Here is a 13746-nt window from a genome sequence, read left to right as displayed (position 1 = left end):
AAAAGTCGGGAAACATTGCAAATTCCCGGCTGTTTCGCCCGCCTTATTCTCTAAATTTGCCAAAAATTAAGTGTATGATTGTTGTTACCGGGGCTGCCGGCTTTATTGGCAGTGTGGTTGCAGGAGCGCTTTCGGAGGCTTTTCCTGCCTCGCAGCTGGTGCTTGTGGACGACTTCAGCCGCAGCGACAAAAAGCCGAATTTCGAAGGCAAGAAATACAAAGAGCTGATTCATAGAGATGTATTTGAAAACTGGCTGCTGCAGCATGCAGCCGGAGTGGAATGGGTAATTCATCTTGGTGCACGCACCGATACCACCGAGTTTAATGCCAGTATTTTCGACGAGCTGAATGTACGCTACACACAATCGTTGTGGAAAATTTGCAGCAGCCACGATATACCTTTTGTATATGCTTCATCTGCAGCCACATACGGTGATGGCAGCCTGGGCTATACCGACGACCACGAGCTGCCGTTCCGTTTGAGCCCGCTCAATCCGTATGGTGTATCAAAGAATGAGGTGGACAAATGGGTGCTGAGGCAAGACCACACCCCTCCCTTTTGGGCTGGCCTAAAGTTTTTTAATGTGTACGGCCCCAATGAGTATCACAAGGGCCGGATGGCTTCAGTGATTTTCCACGCTTTCAGGCAAATCAGTCAGAGTGGCCGTATGGTGCTTTTCAGGTCGCACCGGCCCGATTTTGAAGACGGCAAGCAATTGCGCGACTTCGTGTATGTGAAAGATGTGGCTTCGGTCATCGTTTTCCTTATGAACCGGCAACCTCAGAGCGGGCTGTACAATCTCGGCACCGGAAAAGCACGCACTTTTCTCGATCTGGCGTATGCTTCGTTTAAGGCAATGGGCCGGACGCCTGAGATTCAATTTGCTGACACTCCGGAAGACATTCGGGATAAGTATCAGTATTTTACCGAGGCTGATATGTCGAAACTGCGTCGTGCCGGTTACGACAAGGCCTTCACCACCCTTGAAGATGGAGTAGCGGACTATATCGGAAATTATCTGGCCGAAGGACGCTTTTTCTGAGCAGGAGTTTCTGGTTTCTGACGCGATTCCAATTCTTTGTCGAGCTCTTGCAGCAAAGAATGTGCTGCCTGGAGCGTTTGCAGAATGGTCATCTTACGGTCAAGGTCTTCGAAATCATTCCTGATAGCTTCTCTTGCGCCCTGAAGGGTGTAACCTTTAATTTTGACCAGGTTGTAAATGATGTGAAGGTTTTTAAGGTCGCGTTGCGTGAAAAGCCGGTTTCCCTTCTTGTTTTTATGCGGCCTGAGCACATCAAATTCTTTCTCCCAGAAACGGATGAGCGAGGTGCTTACATTGAACATCGCAGCCACCTCGCCAATGCTGTAATAAACCTTCTCAGATTTGGCCATAAGCAATTAGTCCATCGATTGCGAAGGTAGTGCAGACAACTCAAGAATTTGCTTGTATTGCTCGGGAGTAAGGTCGTTGAAGAAGAAATTGATCGGATTTACCGGCCGACCATTTTTTCGCACTTCATAATGCAGGTGTGGAGAAGTGCTCTTGCCTGAGTTGCCCGTCTTTCCTATTTTCTGTCCGCGCTTTACCTTTTCACCTTTCTTCACCGAAAACGCACTGAGGTGTGCATAAACGGTCTGATATCCATAGCCGTGATTGATGATAATGGTATTGCCGTAACCAAAATAGTTCCGGTCAACTGATTCGACTACGCCATCTCCTGTGGCAAACACTTCTGTACCCACCGGAGTAGAAAAGTCGACCCCCTCGTGAAATTTGTACACTTTGTAAAACGGATCTAACCTCACCCCATAATGCGAAGTAATCGCACGGAAATCATTGAGGCGCAAGGGCTGAATTGCCGGAAGCGAGGCCAGCATTCGCGATTTGTCGCGTGCAAGCTCGTAAACTTCGTCGAACGATTTCGATTGCACATACAACTGACTTGCAATACGATCCAGCCTTTTATGTGTTTCAATAATCAATTCTGAATTGTTGAATCCTGTCAGGCTGGCATAGCGGTCAACCCCGCCATAACCCGCTTGCCTGATGCTCGAGGGAACAGGCTCGGCTTCAAAAATAATGCGGTAAATGTTATCGTCACGTTGCTGAATATCTTTGAGCAGTTTTTCCATGTTTTCCATTTTATCATTTAACTGCTCATATTGAAACGCCATGTTTTCAAGCTCTCTGCGCAGGCGGCGCTCAGTGGGCGAACCAAAGAACTCCAGAAATAATAAAAATGCAACTGCACCAAACGCCCCGCTCGTGAGTATAAATGTGAAGAAACGCCACAGACGGAGCTTCCATGTTACGCGATATGGCTCATAGCTGAGCGTTTTCTGATTAAAAACATATTTTGGTTTGGCCATCAGCCCGGGCTTAATTTTTGCAACAAGCAAAGTTAACATTTTAAACTAAATTTGCAGCCTGTTTCCCCATGTTAAAAATTGGAAAATAACCCATAAGCATCTCGTAATGAACTCGGTAGAAATTAGAAAGACTTTTCTGGATTTTTTCAGGTCCAAATCGCATCTTATTGTTCCCTCGGCTCCGATTGTGGTGAAGGATGACCCTACACTCATGTTTACCAATGCCGGCATGAACCAGTTTAAGGAATATTTTCTCGGTAATGCACAGCCCAAGGCGCCCCGTATTGCAGACACACAAAAATGTCTGCGAGTTTCGGGCAAACACAACGACCTTGAGGAGGTAGGCTACGACACATACCACCACACCATGTTCGAGATGCTTGGCAACTGGTCGTTTGGCGATTATTTCAAAAAAGAAGCCATCGCCTGGGCATGGGAGTTGCTCACCGAAGTGTATGGCATTGAAAAAGACCGGCTTTATGTAACTGTGTTTGGGGGAGATCCTGCCGAACAGCTTGAACGCGATGATGAATCATTTTCTTATTGGAAAGAAATCGTTCCGGTAGAACGCATCATTTACGGCAGCAAAAAAGACAATTTCTGGGAAATGGGCGACACAGGCCCGTGCGGCCCATGCTCTGAAATACATGTGGACATTCGCGACCAGCACGAATGCGATGCCATTGCAGGCAAAGACCTGGTTAATACAGGGCATCCCCTGGTAATCGAGATCTGGAATCTTGTATTTATCGAATTCAATCGCACCGCATCGGGTAAGCTTGAGAAACTCCCTGCCCGCCATGTGGATACAGGCATGGGCTTCGAACGCCTGACTATGGTGCTTCAAGGCAAAAAATCGAACTACGACACAGACATTTTTCAGGATATCATAGCCGAGATTTCCAGATTATCGGGCAAAAGCTATGGTAGCAATGAGCAATCCGACGTTGCAATGCGGGTAATAGCCGATCACCTGCGGGCAGTTGCATTTACCATTGCCGACGGCCAGTTGCCTTCGAACACCGGTGCAGGCTACGTAATCCGTCGCATTTTGCGCAGGGCTATCCGCTACGGATACACCTACCTAGGTTTTGATGAGCCCTTTGTGTACAAATTGCTCCCCGTACTTTCGGGCAAGATGGCCGACACATTCGAAGAGCTTGAAAAGCAAAAGGATCTGGTATCTAAGGTAATACACGAAGAAGAGGCTGCATTCCTGCGCACACTTTCGCATGGTATCCGACGTTTCGAGCATCATGTGGCCAATCATCCCGAAGGCACCGAAATCAGCGGCGCCTTTGCCTTTGAACTCTTCGACACCTATGGTTTCCCAATCGACCTGACAAACTTGCTGGCCCGCGAACAAGGACTGAGCGTCAACATGGACGAATTTGCTGAAAAGCTGGCTGAGCAAAAAGAACGCTCACGAAAAGCTGCCGAAGTAGCTGCCGGCGACTGGGTGGTAGTGAGCCAAAGCGATCAGCCTACGATTTTTGTCGGTTATCAGCAGCTCGAAGAGGAAGTCAGAATTCTCAAATACCGCGAAGTTGTTGCCAAGAAGAAAAAGCATTACGAAATCGTACTGGATCGCACACCTTTCTATGCCGAGTCGGGCGGACAGGTTGGCGACACGGGTTATCTCACAAACCATGACGAGCGCATAGAGGTGGTCAACACCATCAAGGAAAACAACCTGATTGTGCACATCGTCAACGAGCCACCCCAATGGCCAGAGCGTGCATTTATCGCCAGAGTGGATGCAGAAAAGCGGAAAGCCACTGCCAACAACCACAGCGCAACACACCTGATGCACGCAGCGCTGCGCAGGGTGCTGGGCACACATGTGGAGCAGAAAGGTTCGCTCGTGGATCATGAACGCCTTCGTTTCGACTTCAGTCATTTTGGGAAAATGACCCATGAAGAAATACGCGAAGTTGAACGGCTGGTAAATGAAAAAATTCGGGAAAACGTAGCCCGCGAAGAGCTCAATGGTATTCCGCTCGACGAGGCCAAAGCTATGGGTGCCATGGCGCTTTTTGGCGAAAAATACGGCGAAAAGGTCAGGGTGATCATGTTCGACAGAGATTATTCCGTTGAGCTTTGTGGTGGAACACACGTGCCGGCCACCGGTCAGATCGGGCTGTTCAAAATTGTCAGCGAAGGCGCCATTGCTGCTGGCATACGCCGCGTTGAAGCAGTTACCGGCAGGGCCGCCGAAATCTGGGTTGACAAACAGCTCGACCAGTTGCATGCGATACGCGAAATTGTGCGCAGCACGGGCGATATAGTAAAGGGTGTGCAGCAGCTTGCTGACCACAACAACGATCTGCAGAAAAAGATTGAAGCAATGCAAAGCGAGAAAGCCGCGCGCATCGCTGCGCAGTTATACAGCAATGCAAATACCGAAGGCAAGCTTTTGATCATCGAAGCCTCGCTGAATGAAGACACCGAAATGCTCAAAAGCATCGCATCGCTCCTGAGAAATAAAGCTGACCATTGTGCAGTTTTACTGCACGGAAGCCTCGATGGCAAAGCGAACATGGTGCTTGCATTTTCCGACGAGCTGGTGACGAACAGAGGGTTTGATGCCTCAGCTTTGATCCGGCAGGCAGCCAAACATATTCAGGGTGGTGGCGGCGGCCAGAAATTTCTGGCAACTGCCGGTGGAAAAAATCCATCAGGACTGGACACAGCCGCTAATGATCTCCTCGAAACATTGAAGACTGTCTGAGCACTGTTTTTGTTGATGGAACTGTTAATAATTTAATCCCAATGAACTATATTTCTGAGACATATTACGAACTAAATTAGAAGTTTCAAATTTATGTTCGTAATTTCGTCTGAGCAAACCGGGTAATTATGCCGACTAATAAAAATCTGAAAATGAAACACTCAAATGTTTTACTCCTATTATTGTTCTTATTTTCAGTTTCTTACGAGTTATTTGGTCAACGAAATCAGGAAACAAGCACTGTTGATTTGCAAGATTTCTCCATCATGTCGCCTGTGATTGCTTCGATCACAAGCGCCACAGGTTGGGCATTGCAGGACAATGGCACCTGGTACAGCGAACCAAATAAAATACCTTTTGCTGACAGCAGGTCGGTCACATCCAGGCCGGAAGGGCACGATCTGCTGGGGCAGGACAACTTTATTAGGCTCGACCTTCACAAGATAATGATCGACGACGAACAATATAATGTGCTTGTCAGGATTTACAACGACGGTGAATACGAGTTTTCATACCTTCAGCGCAATTGGAGGAGCTATAAATCAATTGACTATTGGGTTTTCAGGAGTGAAAAATTAAATGAAATGCTGCCGGAACCCATACCATGGAACGTAATGTACCTCGTTGATTTACGTTGCTTTCTCACAGGAACGATCAAGAATTACGAAAAAACAGTTTTTCTTGGAAGCGGTTTACGTTTGCGTAATTATGCCACCGGCGTGGTCGAAAATTTTCAGCAAAGCAATACAGGTTACGAAGCCCAGATCATCAAAGCTATTCAAGATCGCAAACAGGGAAAAATCATCAGCGATGGCAACCTCATTCTGGCTGTTTTTCCAGTTAAGGCTGGCGACAAGGAAGCTGTCAGGTTTAAGCTGGTGCGCACATATCTGAACGACAACCTGATCCGCATGCAGACATCTCCCGACAACTGGCGGGATTTGTTCACACGCACATTCTACGAAGTTGACTTTGGCACTTACCGGAGCTTTGTTCAGAACGCAAAGGCCTTCTATATTGACCTGAAAGCAGCCAACTCGGCTTACGAAAGACATTACAACTGGGGAATTCTTCGTTATCAGATGGGAGATTATCTGGGAGCGATCGAAGCATTCAACAAAGCCCTTGAAGAAAATCCCTCCTCGAACGACTTCATGCTTTATGCATATCGCGGAAACACAAAAAGCAAGATGGGCTTGCACAGTGAGGCCATAGCCGAGTTCGACAAGGCAATACTGTTGCGACCCGCACGGATTGTAGATTATCCTAACTGGATTCGGAATTTCTTCAACAGAGGAGTTGCCAAATATTACCTGAACAATACTGAAGGCGCCTGCGAAGACTGGAAAAAGGCATATGACCTGGGCTACGGAAGTGCAAACGAGTACCTGTCAACAATTTGTCCTAGAAAATACAGGCTGCCATGAGCAAAGGAATTTTGTTTGCTGCGTTTCTGCTGATATGGTTTATTCCTGCCAAAGCTCAAAATAACGGCAATGGTAACAATGGTCAGGAATCAATGAACCTCGAATTTGGTGGATTCGGTGGTTTCAGTCAGTATTACGGAGACATCAGCGAGAAAAATTATTTCCAAAAATTCTCCGGCGAAACAAAACCAAGTTTTGGTTTCTATGGCCGCTTCAATTTCAACGAAAAACACGGAATCGGGTTGGGTTTCAACAGGATTTCTCACTATTCCCAAAAGGAAAACTATTCCAATGGCAATCCGCTGAATAATGAGTTTTCCGGAAACAGCAACACCTTTTTTGCCCATTCGTTCCTCAACATGAGCAACCTGTTTTGGGGGCTTGCTGACCGTCGGGTGTCACTCTATGGTACGCTGGGCGTTGGATACAATTCGTGGCAGTCCACAAGGAAAAATACCCAAAACGGCAACATTATAATTGATTACACCACTGCTGCTGCCAACAATTTCCGAAGTGAGGCTTTCTTTTTCCCTGCTGCCATCGGGTTGCAGTTCAAACTATTACCTTCATTACATTTTTTCGCCGAAGGGATGTTCAGCACACTAATATCTGATGATCTCGATTATTACCGCGATGGATATCAGTACGATATCCTGGTTCAAACACATTTTGGCATCAATTACCGCCTGCCACTTTCCGCACCTTCGCCCCGCCGCACACCTGGCAAGCAACCTGCCACGAGTCCCGTACGCAGAACGGCTCCGGTAAGCCCTGTATATGTTATTGATTACGAGAAGTTTGCTGAAATTCCGGGCGAAAGAATTCAGCAGCCGACCCTACCCGCACTGGAAATACCACAACCCGCTGTGCCAGCTGCCTCTCCGCCACAAGCTGTAAGTTCGGACATTGAATACAGGGTTCAGATATACGCCGCAAGCAGACGGATTAATAATCCACAGGCGCTATTTCGCGATGTTCAGTTTGAAAACCCAATAGTTGAGAACGTTTCAAACGGGCTATACCGTTATTCCACCGGCAGTTTCCGGACTTACTCAGAAGCAGAGTCGTATGCCAAACTGCTTCAGGGACGGGGAATTCACGACGCTTTCGTAGTGGCATATCGCAACAACGAACGCATCAGCATTACTCCTCAAATGAAAAGCAGGTAATTTTTCAGCTGTTTCAGCCAGCCACTTACCATCTGCAATGTATTCTTATTTGTTTTAACCTTTGTGCCCATCAAACAATGGGCACCTGATGTTTATTAAGATTTAGGCAATTGGCTGGTCAAAAATCAAAAAACCCCGTAACACTTTTGTGTCCGGGGTTTTTGTATGGGGCGGCGACGACCTACTTTCCCACGCTTGTGGCGCAGTATCATCGGCGCTGGCAGGCTTAACTTCTCTGTTCGGAATGGGAAGAGGTGAGCCCTGCCGCTATAGTCACCATAATTTCTTTAGTGTGTGGTGTGGGTGATGAATGGTGAGCGGTGAGCAGTGAGCGGTGTTCAACTCCCGTAACCCGTAACCCGTAACCCGTAACTCTTAACCCGTAACCCGTTACCCATTCCATCCACATCAACACAGGACAAACAAGACACAAAACTTCGTTAAAGACTTTCTCATCACCTAAACCCAACAACTCATATACCATAACCACAGAAAAAGTTTTCGGAATATTAGTACTGCTCGGCTTTGATGTTACCACCTTTACACCTGCAGCCTATCTACCACGTCGTCTACATGGTTCCTCTAAGGAAGCCTCATCTTGAGGTAAGTTTCGTGCTTAGATGCTTTCAGCACTTATCTTCTCCAAACTTGGCTACCCTGCTATGCAGCTGGCGCCACAACAGGTACACCAGAGGTTTGTCCAACCCGGTCCTCTCGTACTAAGGTCAGCTCCTCTCAAGCTTCCAACGCCCACAACAGATAGGGACCGAACTGTCTCGCGACGTTCTGAACCCAGCTCACGTGCCACTTTAATCGGCGAACAGCCGAACCCTTGGGACCTTCTCCCAGCCCCAGGATGCGACGAGCCGACATCGAGGTGCCAAACCACTCCGTCGATATGAGCTCTGGGAGTGATCAGCCTGTTATCCCCGGCGTACCTTTTTATCCTTTGAGCGATGGCCCTTCCATGCGGAACCACCGGATCACTATGCTCTAGTTTCCTACCTGATCGACCCGTCGGTCTCACAGTCAAGCGCGCTTATACCATTATGCTCTGCTGGCGGTTACCAATCGCCATGAGCGCACCTTTAGGAGCCTCCGTTACTCTTTTGGAGGCGACCACCCCAGTCAAACTACCCACCAAACAGTGTCTCCGCACTAAGCAGATTAGACATCAAATACACAAAGGGTGGTATTTCCAGGTCGACTCCATGATACCTGGCGGTACCATCTCGCAGTCTCCACCTATCCTACACATCATGCATCCAATGTCAATGTTAAGTTGTAGTGAAGGTGCACGGGGTCTTTCCGTCCCGTTGCGGGTAAGCGGCATCTTCACCGCTACTACAATTTCACCGAGCTCATGGCTGAGACAGTGCCCAGATCGTTACACCATTCGTGCAGGTCGGAACTTACCCGACAAGGAATTTCGCTACCTTAGGACCGTTATAGTTACGGCCGCCGTTTACCGGGGCTTCAATTCAATGCTTCTCCGCCTTAGGCGGATGACATCTCCTCTTAACCTTCCGGCACCGGGCAGGTGTCAGGCCTTATACCTCATCTTTCGATTTCGCAAAGCCATGTGTTTTTGTTAAACAGTCGCCTGGGCCATTTCTCTGCGCCCGCCTTACAGCGGGACCCTTTCTCCCGAAGTTACAGGGTTATTTTGCCTAGTTCCTTAGCCATGATTCACTCGAGCACCTGTGGATACTCTCCTCGACTACCTGTGTCGGTTTACGGTACGGGTAACTGGTATCTGATGCTTAGAAGGTTTTCTCGAAAGTATGTACCCAGCGCACTATCCAGTCTCCTATAAGGATCCCGGTACTATCAGGCCTCAGCATCCGCAGCGGATTTGCCTGCCGCAGATTTACCTACCTCCCTTTAACCTGCTATTCCGTCAGCAGGCGACGCCTTAACTCCTCTGTCACTCCCTCGCAATACCAGTCAGTACTGGAATATTAACCAGTTGTCCATCAACTACCCCGCCTCTACAACGGGTCCGCCTTAGGCCCCGACTAACCCTGATCCGATTAACGTTGATCAGGAAACCTTAGTCTTCCGGTGTTGCGGTTTCCCACCGCAATTATCGTTACTTATGCCTACATTTGCTTTTCCAGACGCTCCAGCAACGCTCACGCATCACCTTCCACGCCGACTGGAATGCTCCCCTACCACTGAAGTCCTATAACTCCAATCCATAGCTTCGGTAGTATGCTTTATGCCCGCTTATTATCCATGCCCGACCGCTCGACTAGTGAGCTGTTACGCACTCTTTAAATGAATGGCTGCTTCCAAGCCAACATCCTAGCTGTCTATGCAGTCAAACCGCGTTTTATCAACTTAGCATACATTTGGGGACCTTAGCTGATGATCCGGGTTCTTTCCCTCTCGGGCAAGGACCTTAGCACCCTTGCCCTCACTCCCATCTAACATGTCATAGCATTCGGAGTTTGTCAGGGTTTGGTAGGCGGTGAAGCCCCTAGCCCAATCAGTAGCTCTACCTCTAACAGACTTCATAATCCGAGGCTGTTCCTAAAAACATTTCGGGGAGAACGAGCGAGCTCTCAGTTTGATTGGCCTTTCACCCCCTACCCACAGCTCATCCGAAGTCTTTTCAACGACCACCGGTTCGGTCCTCCAGTGCGTGTTACCGCACCTTCAACCTGGCCATGGGTAGATCACAAAGTTTCGCGTCTACCCCCTCTGACTTAACGCCCTGTTCAGACTCGCTTTCGCTTCGGCTCCTCCGCTCTAAGCAGATTAACCTCGCCAAAAAGGTGTAACTCGTAGGCTCATTATGCAAAAGGCACGCCGTCATACGCCATCGGCGCACTCCGACCGCTTGTAAGCGTATGGTTTCAGGTTCTATTGCACTCCGCTGCGCGCGGTTCTTTTCACCTTTCCCTCACGGTACTGGTCCACTATCGGTCTCTCAGGAGTATTTAGCCTTGGCGGATGGTGCCGCCAGTTTCAGACAGGATTCCTCCAGTCCCGCCTTACTCAGGATACCCGCTAACATCATAAACCATTTCGCATACAGGACTATCACCTCCTATGGTCCGGCTTTCCAACCGTGTTCCGCTATGATTTATTAACGTACTTCGCAGGTCCTACAACCCCGAAATTGCCGTAACAATCCCGGTTTGGGCTCCTTCCCGTTCGCTCGCCACTACTTGGGAAATCACTATTGTTTTCTCCTCCTCCGCTTACTAAGATGTTTCAGTTCAGCGGGTTCGCCTCCTTATGCCTATAGCATAAGGATCTCCTGACTTCATCAGGAGGGGTTGCCCCATTCGGATATCACCGGATCACAGCTCATTTGCAACTCCCCGGTGCTTTTCGCAGCTTATCACGTCCTTCTTCGCCTCTGAGAGCCTAGGCCTCCCTCATACGCCCTTAGTCACTTTCTTCCGTACTAACTATCGTATCTGAGTTCTTTCCTAATTTTCAGGTAATGTGCTCCATCTTCAGTCTCCCAAAGCTCTCGCCCATCACCCGGCTCAAGTGTGTGAGATTTTTATCTCACTCGGTTTTGTGTCTTTTAAAGTTTGTCACCATGTCAAAGAACTTGCGATTATCAACCTAACCGCTCTTGCGAGGATCAAGGGAGTCGAACCCTCCGGACCTGGTCTCACCCTCAATATGCTCATCTGACCATCTGATGTCATAGCGGCTGGGTCGTCTGTGAATTGTTTGAATGGTGAATGGTGAGTGGTGAGCTGCCAGGTACTGGTATTCAACGTTCACCATCCTACCCATTTCTCGTAACCGGCCTTACCCTTAACTTTTTCTGGCAATCCGCATCAAGCAGCCCTCACGGATCCCGCTGTCTTTGGCTCAGTCTCGCCTGCTCAGTAGTCCCGGGCAGACTCGAACTGCCGACCCCTACATTATCAGTGTAGTGCTCTAACCAACTGAGCTACGGGACTGTGTAGCTGAATTATCCGGCCAACAGTGTGCTCATGCTGTGGTTTCCCCTCTGATGGCGTTTATCCCGTCCTGCTCCAAGCATCCTGTCCTTAACCCTGGGGTCAGCTTCCTCTTCGCCCTGTGTTATATCTTGGATCGCATTTGTCGAAGCCCAAAAAAACCAGAGAAAAATCAACGCATCTCTCTGTATCAACAATAGGTCATAAACTTACTTGCCCCCTCTTACTAAAGTCATCCATCTATCCTAAAAAAAGACCGCTCTGTTTCCTACCTCTCCAGAAAGGAGGTATTCCAGCCACACCTTCCGGTACGGCTACCTTGTTACGACTTAGCCCCAGTCACCAAGTTTACCCTAGGCGGCTCCTTTGCGGTTACCGACTTCAGGTACCCCCGGCTCCCATGGCTTGACGGGCGGTGTGTACAAGGCCCGGGAACGTATTCACCGCGCCATGGCTGATGCGCGATTACTAGCGATTCCAGCTTCACGAAGTCGGGTTGCAGACTTCGATCCGAACTGAGACCGGCTTTCGAGATTCGCTCCCTGTCACCAGGTGGCTGCCCTCTGTACCGGCCATTGTAGCACGTGTGTAGCCCTGGACGTAAGGGCCGTGCTGATTTGACGTCATCCCCACCTTCCTCTCTACTTGCGTAGGCAGTTTCACTAGAGTCCCCAGCTTTACCTGATGGCAACTAATGATAAGGGTTGCGCTCGTTATGGGACTTAACCCGACACCTCACGGCACGAGCTGACGACAACCATGCAGCACCTCGTAAAATGCCCCGAAGGGATGTAAGCTTTCACCTACAGTCATCTTACGTTCGAGCCCAGGTAAGGTTCCTCGCGTATCATCGAATTAAACCACATGCTCCTCCGCTTGTGCGGGCCCCGTCAATTCCTTTGAGTTTCAACCTTGCGATCGTACTCCCCAGGTGGATCACTTATCACTTTCGCTTAGCCGCTGACTGTGTATCGCCAACAACGAGTGATCATCGTTTACAGCGTGGACTACCAGGGTATCTAATCCTGTTTGATCCCCACGCTTTCGTGCATGAGCGTCAGTTATAACTTGGTGAGCTGCCTTCGCTATCGGTGTTCTGTAGCATATCTATGCATTTCACCGCTACATGCTACATTCCGCCCACCTCAACTAAACTCAAGACAAACAGTATCAAAGGCAGACCCACAGTTGAGCCGTGGAATTTCACCCCTGACTTATTCGCCCGCCTGCGCACCCTTTAAACCCAATGAATCCGGATAACGCTCGCATCCTCCGTATTACCGCGGCTGCTGGCACGGAGTTAGCCGATGCTTATTCTTCAGGTACTTTCAACCTTATACAAGTATAAGGATTTACTCCCTGACAAAAGCAGTTTACAACCCATAAGGCCGTCTTCCTGCACGCGGCATGGCTGGGTCAGACTTGCGTCCATTGCCCAATATTCCTTACTGCTGCCTCCCGTAGGAGTCTGGTCCGTGTCTCAGTACCAGTGTGGGGGATCGCCCTCTCAGGTCCCCTATCCATCGTCGCCTTGGTGAGCCGTTACCTCACCAACTAGCTAATGGAACGCATGCCCATCTCTAACCGCCTTAGCTTTAAACTATCAGTGATGCCACCAATAATTACTACGGGGTATTAATCCGAATTTCTCCGGGCTATCCCCCTGTTAAAGGTAGGTTGCATACGCGTTACGCACCCGTGCGCCACTCTCATCAAGCATTGCTGCCCGACTGCCGTTCGACTTGCATGTATTAAGCCTGCCGCTAGCGTTCATCCTGAGCCAGGATCAAACTCTCCATAGTATTTGTTCTTTCTATAAAATCTATACCTTCGAAGTAGTTACCCCCGGCCTCTCGCTATCCTATTATATCCGTGAATTGACTTTCTTGCCTGAAGCTTGGTAAAACCCGTGACCATCGCATGACCACAAAGAAATACCTGACTTCCTCTGGCTTTTTGGCTCCAATAGTTCAAAGAACTCGTTTCATTTCTGTTCCCGAAAATTTTATTTCCGAAAAACAGGACTGCAAAGATAAATCAGATTTTTGAAACAGAGCACATTTTTTTGAAATTTTATTAACAATTTGTGCAACCACATTGGGAATCAAATCATAAG

At 48.7% G+C, this 13746-nt stretch carries 6 protein-coding genes, 1 tRNA gene and 3 rRNA genes; 4 read left to right on the top strand and 6 right to left on the bottom strand.

All coding sequences use genetic code 11. The features are described 5' to 3' along the window. Positions 1–74 precede the first annotated feature (74 nt). Positions 75–1043: an ADP-glyceromanno-heptose 6-epimerase gene (rfaD, locus tag IPM52_02055; protein ID MBK9290406.1), complete on the top strand. Its 969-nt coding sequence runs from the start codon at positions 75–77 to the stop codon at positions 1041–1043. Here the strand turns inward: rfaD and IPM52_02050 are convergent. Continuing rightward, a complete protein-coding gene (locus IPM52_02050) occupies positions 1016–1393 on the bottom strand; it encodes a MerR family transcriptional regulator (GenBank protein ID MBK9290405.1) in 378 nt (125 codons plus the stop codon). The two genes, rfaD and IPM52_02050, sit on opposite strands and share 28 nt — an antisense overlap. Positions 1394–1399: 6 nt before the next feature. Continuing rightward, entirely contained in the window at positions 1400–2371 is a 972-nt protein-coding gene (locus tag IPM52_02045; protein ID MBK9290404.1) for a M23 family metallopeptidase, read from the bottom strand. A 106-nt stretch (positions 2372–2477) separates the two neighbouring features. Between IPM52_02045 and alaS the strand changes: the two genes are divergently transcribed. The 3 genes from alaS (at position 2478) to IPM52_02030 (ending at position 7698) form a co-directional block, all read left to right on the top strand. After that, complete coding sequence (alaS, locus tag IPM52_02040; GenBank protein ID MBK9290403.1) at positions 2478–5102, top strand: alanine--tRNA ligase; 2625 nt, start codon at positions 2478–2480, stop codon at positions 5100–5102. Positions 5103–5368: 266 nt separating this feature from the next. Beyond that, positions 5369–6529 carry a tetratricopeptide repeat protein gene (locus IPM52_02035; protein ID MBK9290402.1) on the top strand — a complete coding sequence of 387 codons (1161 nt, stop codon included), beginning with the start codon at positions 5369–5371 and terminating at the stop codon, positions 6527–6529. Next, entirely contained in the window at positions 6526–7698 is a 1173-nt protein-coding gene (locus IPM52_02030) for an SPOR domain-containing protein (GenBank protein ID MBK9290401.1), read from the top strand. The genes IPM52_02035 and IPM52_02030 overlap by 4 nt, the downstream gene beginning before the upstream one ends. A gap of 168 nt (positions 7699–7866) precedes the next feature. Here IPM52_02030 and rrf read toward each other — a convergent pair. The 4 genes from rrf to IPM52_02010 all read right to left on the bottom strand — a co-directional run bounded on the left by rrf (position 7867) and on the right by IPM52_02010 (position 13432). After that, positions 7867–7979 (bottom strand): 5S ribosomal RNA (gene rrf / locus IPM52_02025). 208 nt (positions 7980–8187) lie between these two features. Further along, positions 8188–11111: ribosomal RNA gene (locus IPM52_02020) — 23S ribosomal RNA — on the bottom strand. Between the two features lie 445 nt (positions 11112–11556). Then, positions 11557–11630 (bottom strand) — tRNA-Ile (locus tag IPM52_02015). A gap of 280 nt (positions 11631–11910) precedes the next feature. Next, positions 11911–13432 (bottom strand): 16S ribosomal RNA (locus IPM52_02010). The 16S, 23S and 5S rRNA genes sit together here with 1 tRNA gene alongside, the layout of an rRNA operon. Positions 13433–13746: the final 314 nt, after the last annotated feature.

The organism is Bacteroidota bacterium (assembly GCA_016715945.1).
Classification (GTDB): Bacteria; Bacteroidota; Bacteroidia; order Bacteroidales; family F082; genus JALNZU01.
Note: the sequence above shows the minus strand (reverse complement) of the source record. Positions and strands in the feature narration are given on the sequence as shown.

What these genes read in the sequence shown, in the direction of transcription:
- IPM52_02045 (MBK9290404.1), bottom strand. Translation starts at nt 2,371, where the DNA reads ATGGCCAAACCAAAATATGTTTTTAATCAGAAAACGCTCAGCTATGAG.
- IPM52_02035 (MBK9290402.1), top strand. Translation starts at nt 5,369, where the DNA reads ATGTCGCCTGTGATTGCTTCGATCACAAGCGCCACAGGTTGGGCATTG.
- IPM52_02030 (MBK9290401.1), top strand. Translation starts at nt 6,526, where the DNA reads ATGAGCAAAGGAATTTTGTTTGCTGCGTTTCTGCTGATATGGTTTATT.
- alaS (MBK9290403.1), top strand. Translation starts at nt 2,478, where the DNA reads ATGAACTCGGTAGAAATTAGAAAGACTTTTCTGGATTTTTTCAGGTCC.
- IPM52_02050 (MBK9290405.1), bottom strand. Translation starts at nt 1,393, where the DNA reads ATGGCCAAATCTGAGAAGGTTTATTACAGCATTGGCGAGGTGGCTGCG.
- rfaD (MBK9290406.1), top strand. Translation starts at nt 75, where the DNA reads ATGATTGTTGTTACCGGGGCTGCCGGCTTTATTGGCAGTGTGGTTGCA.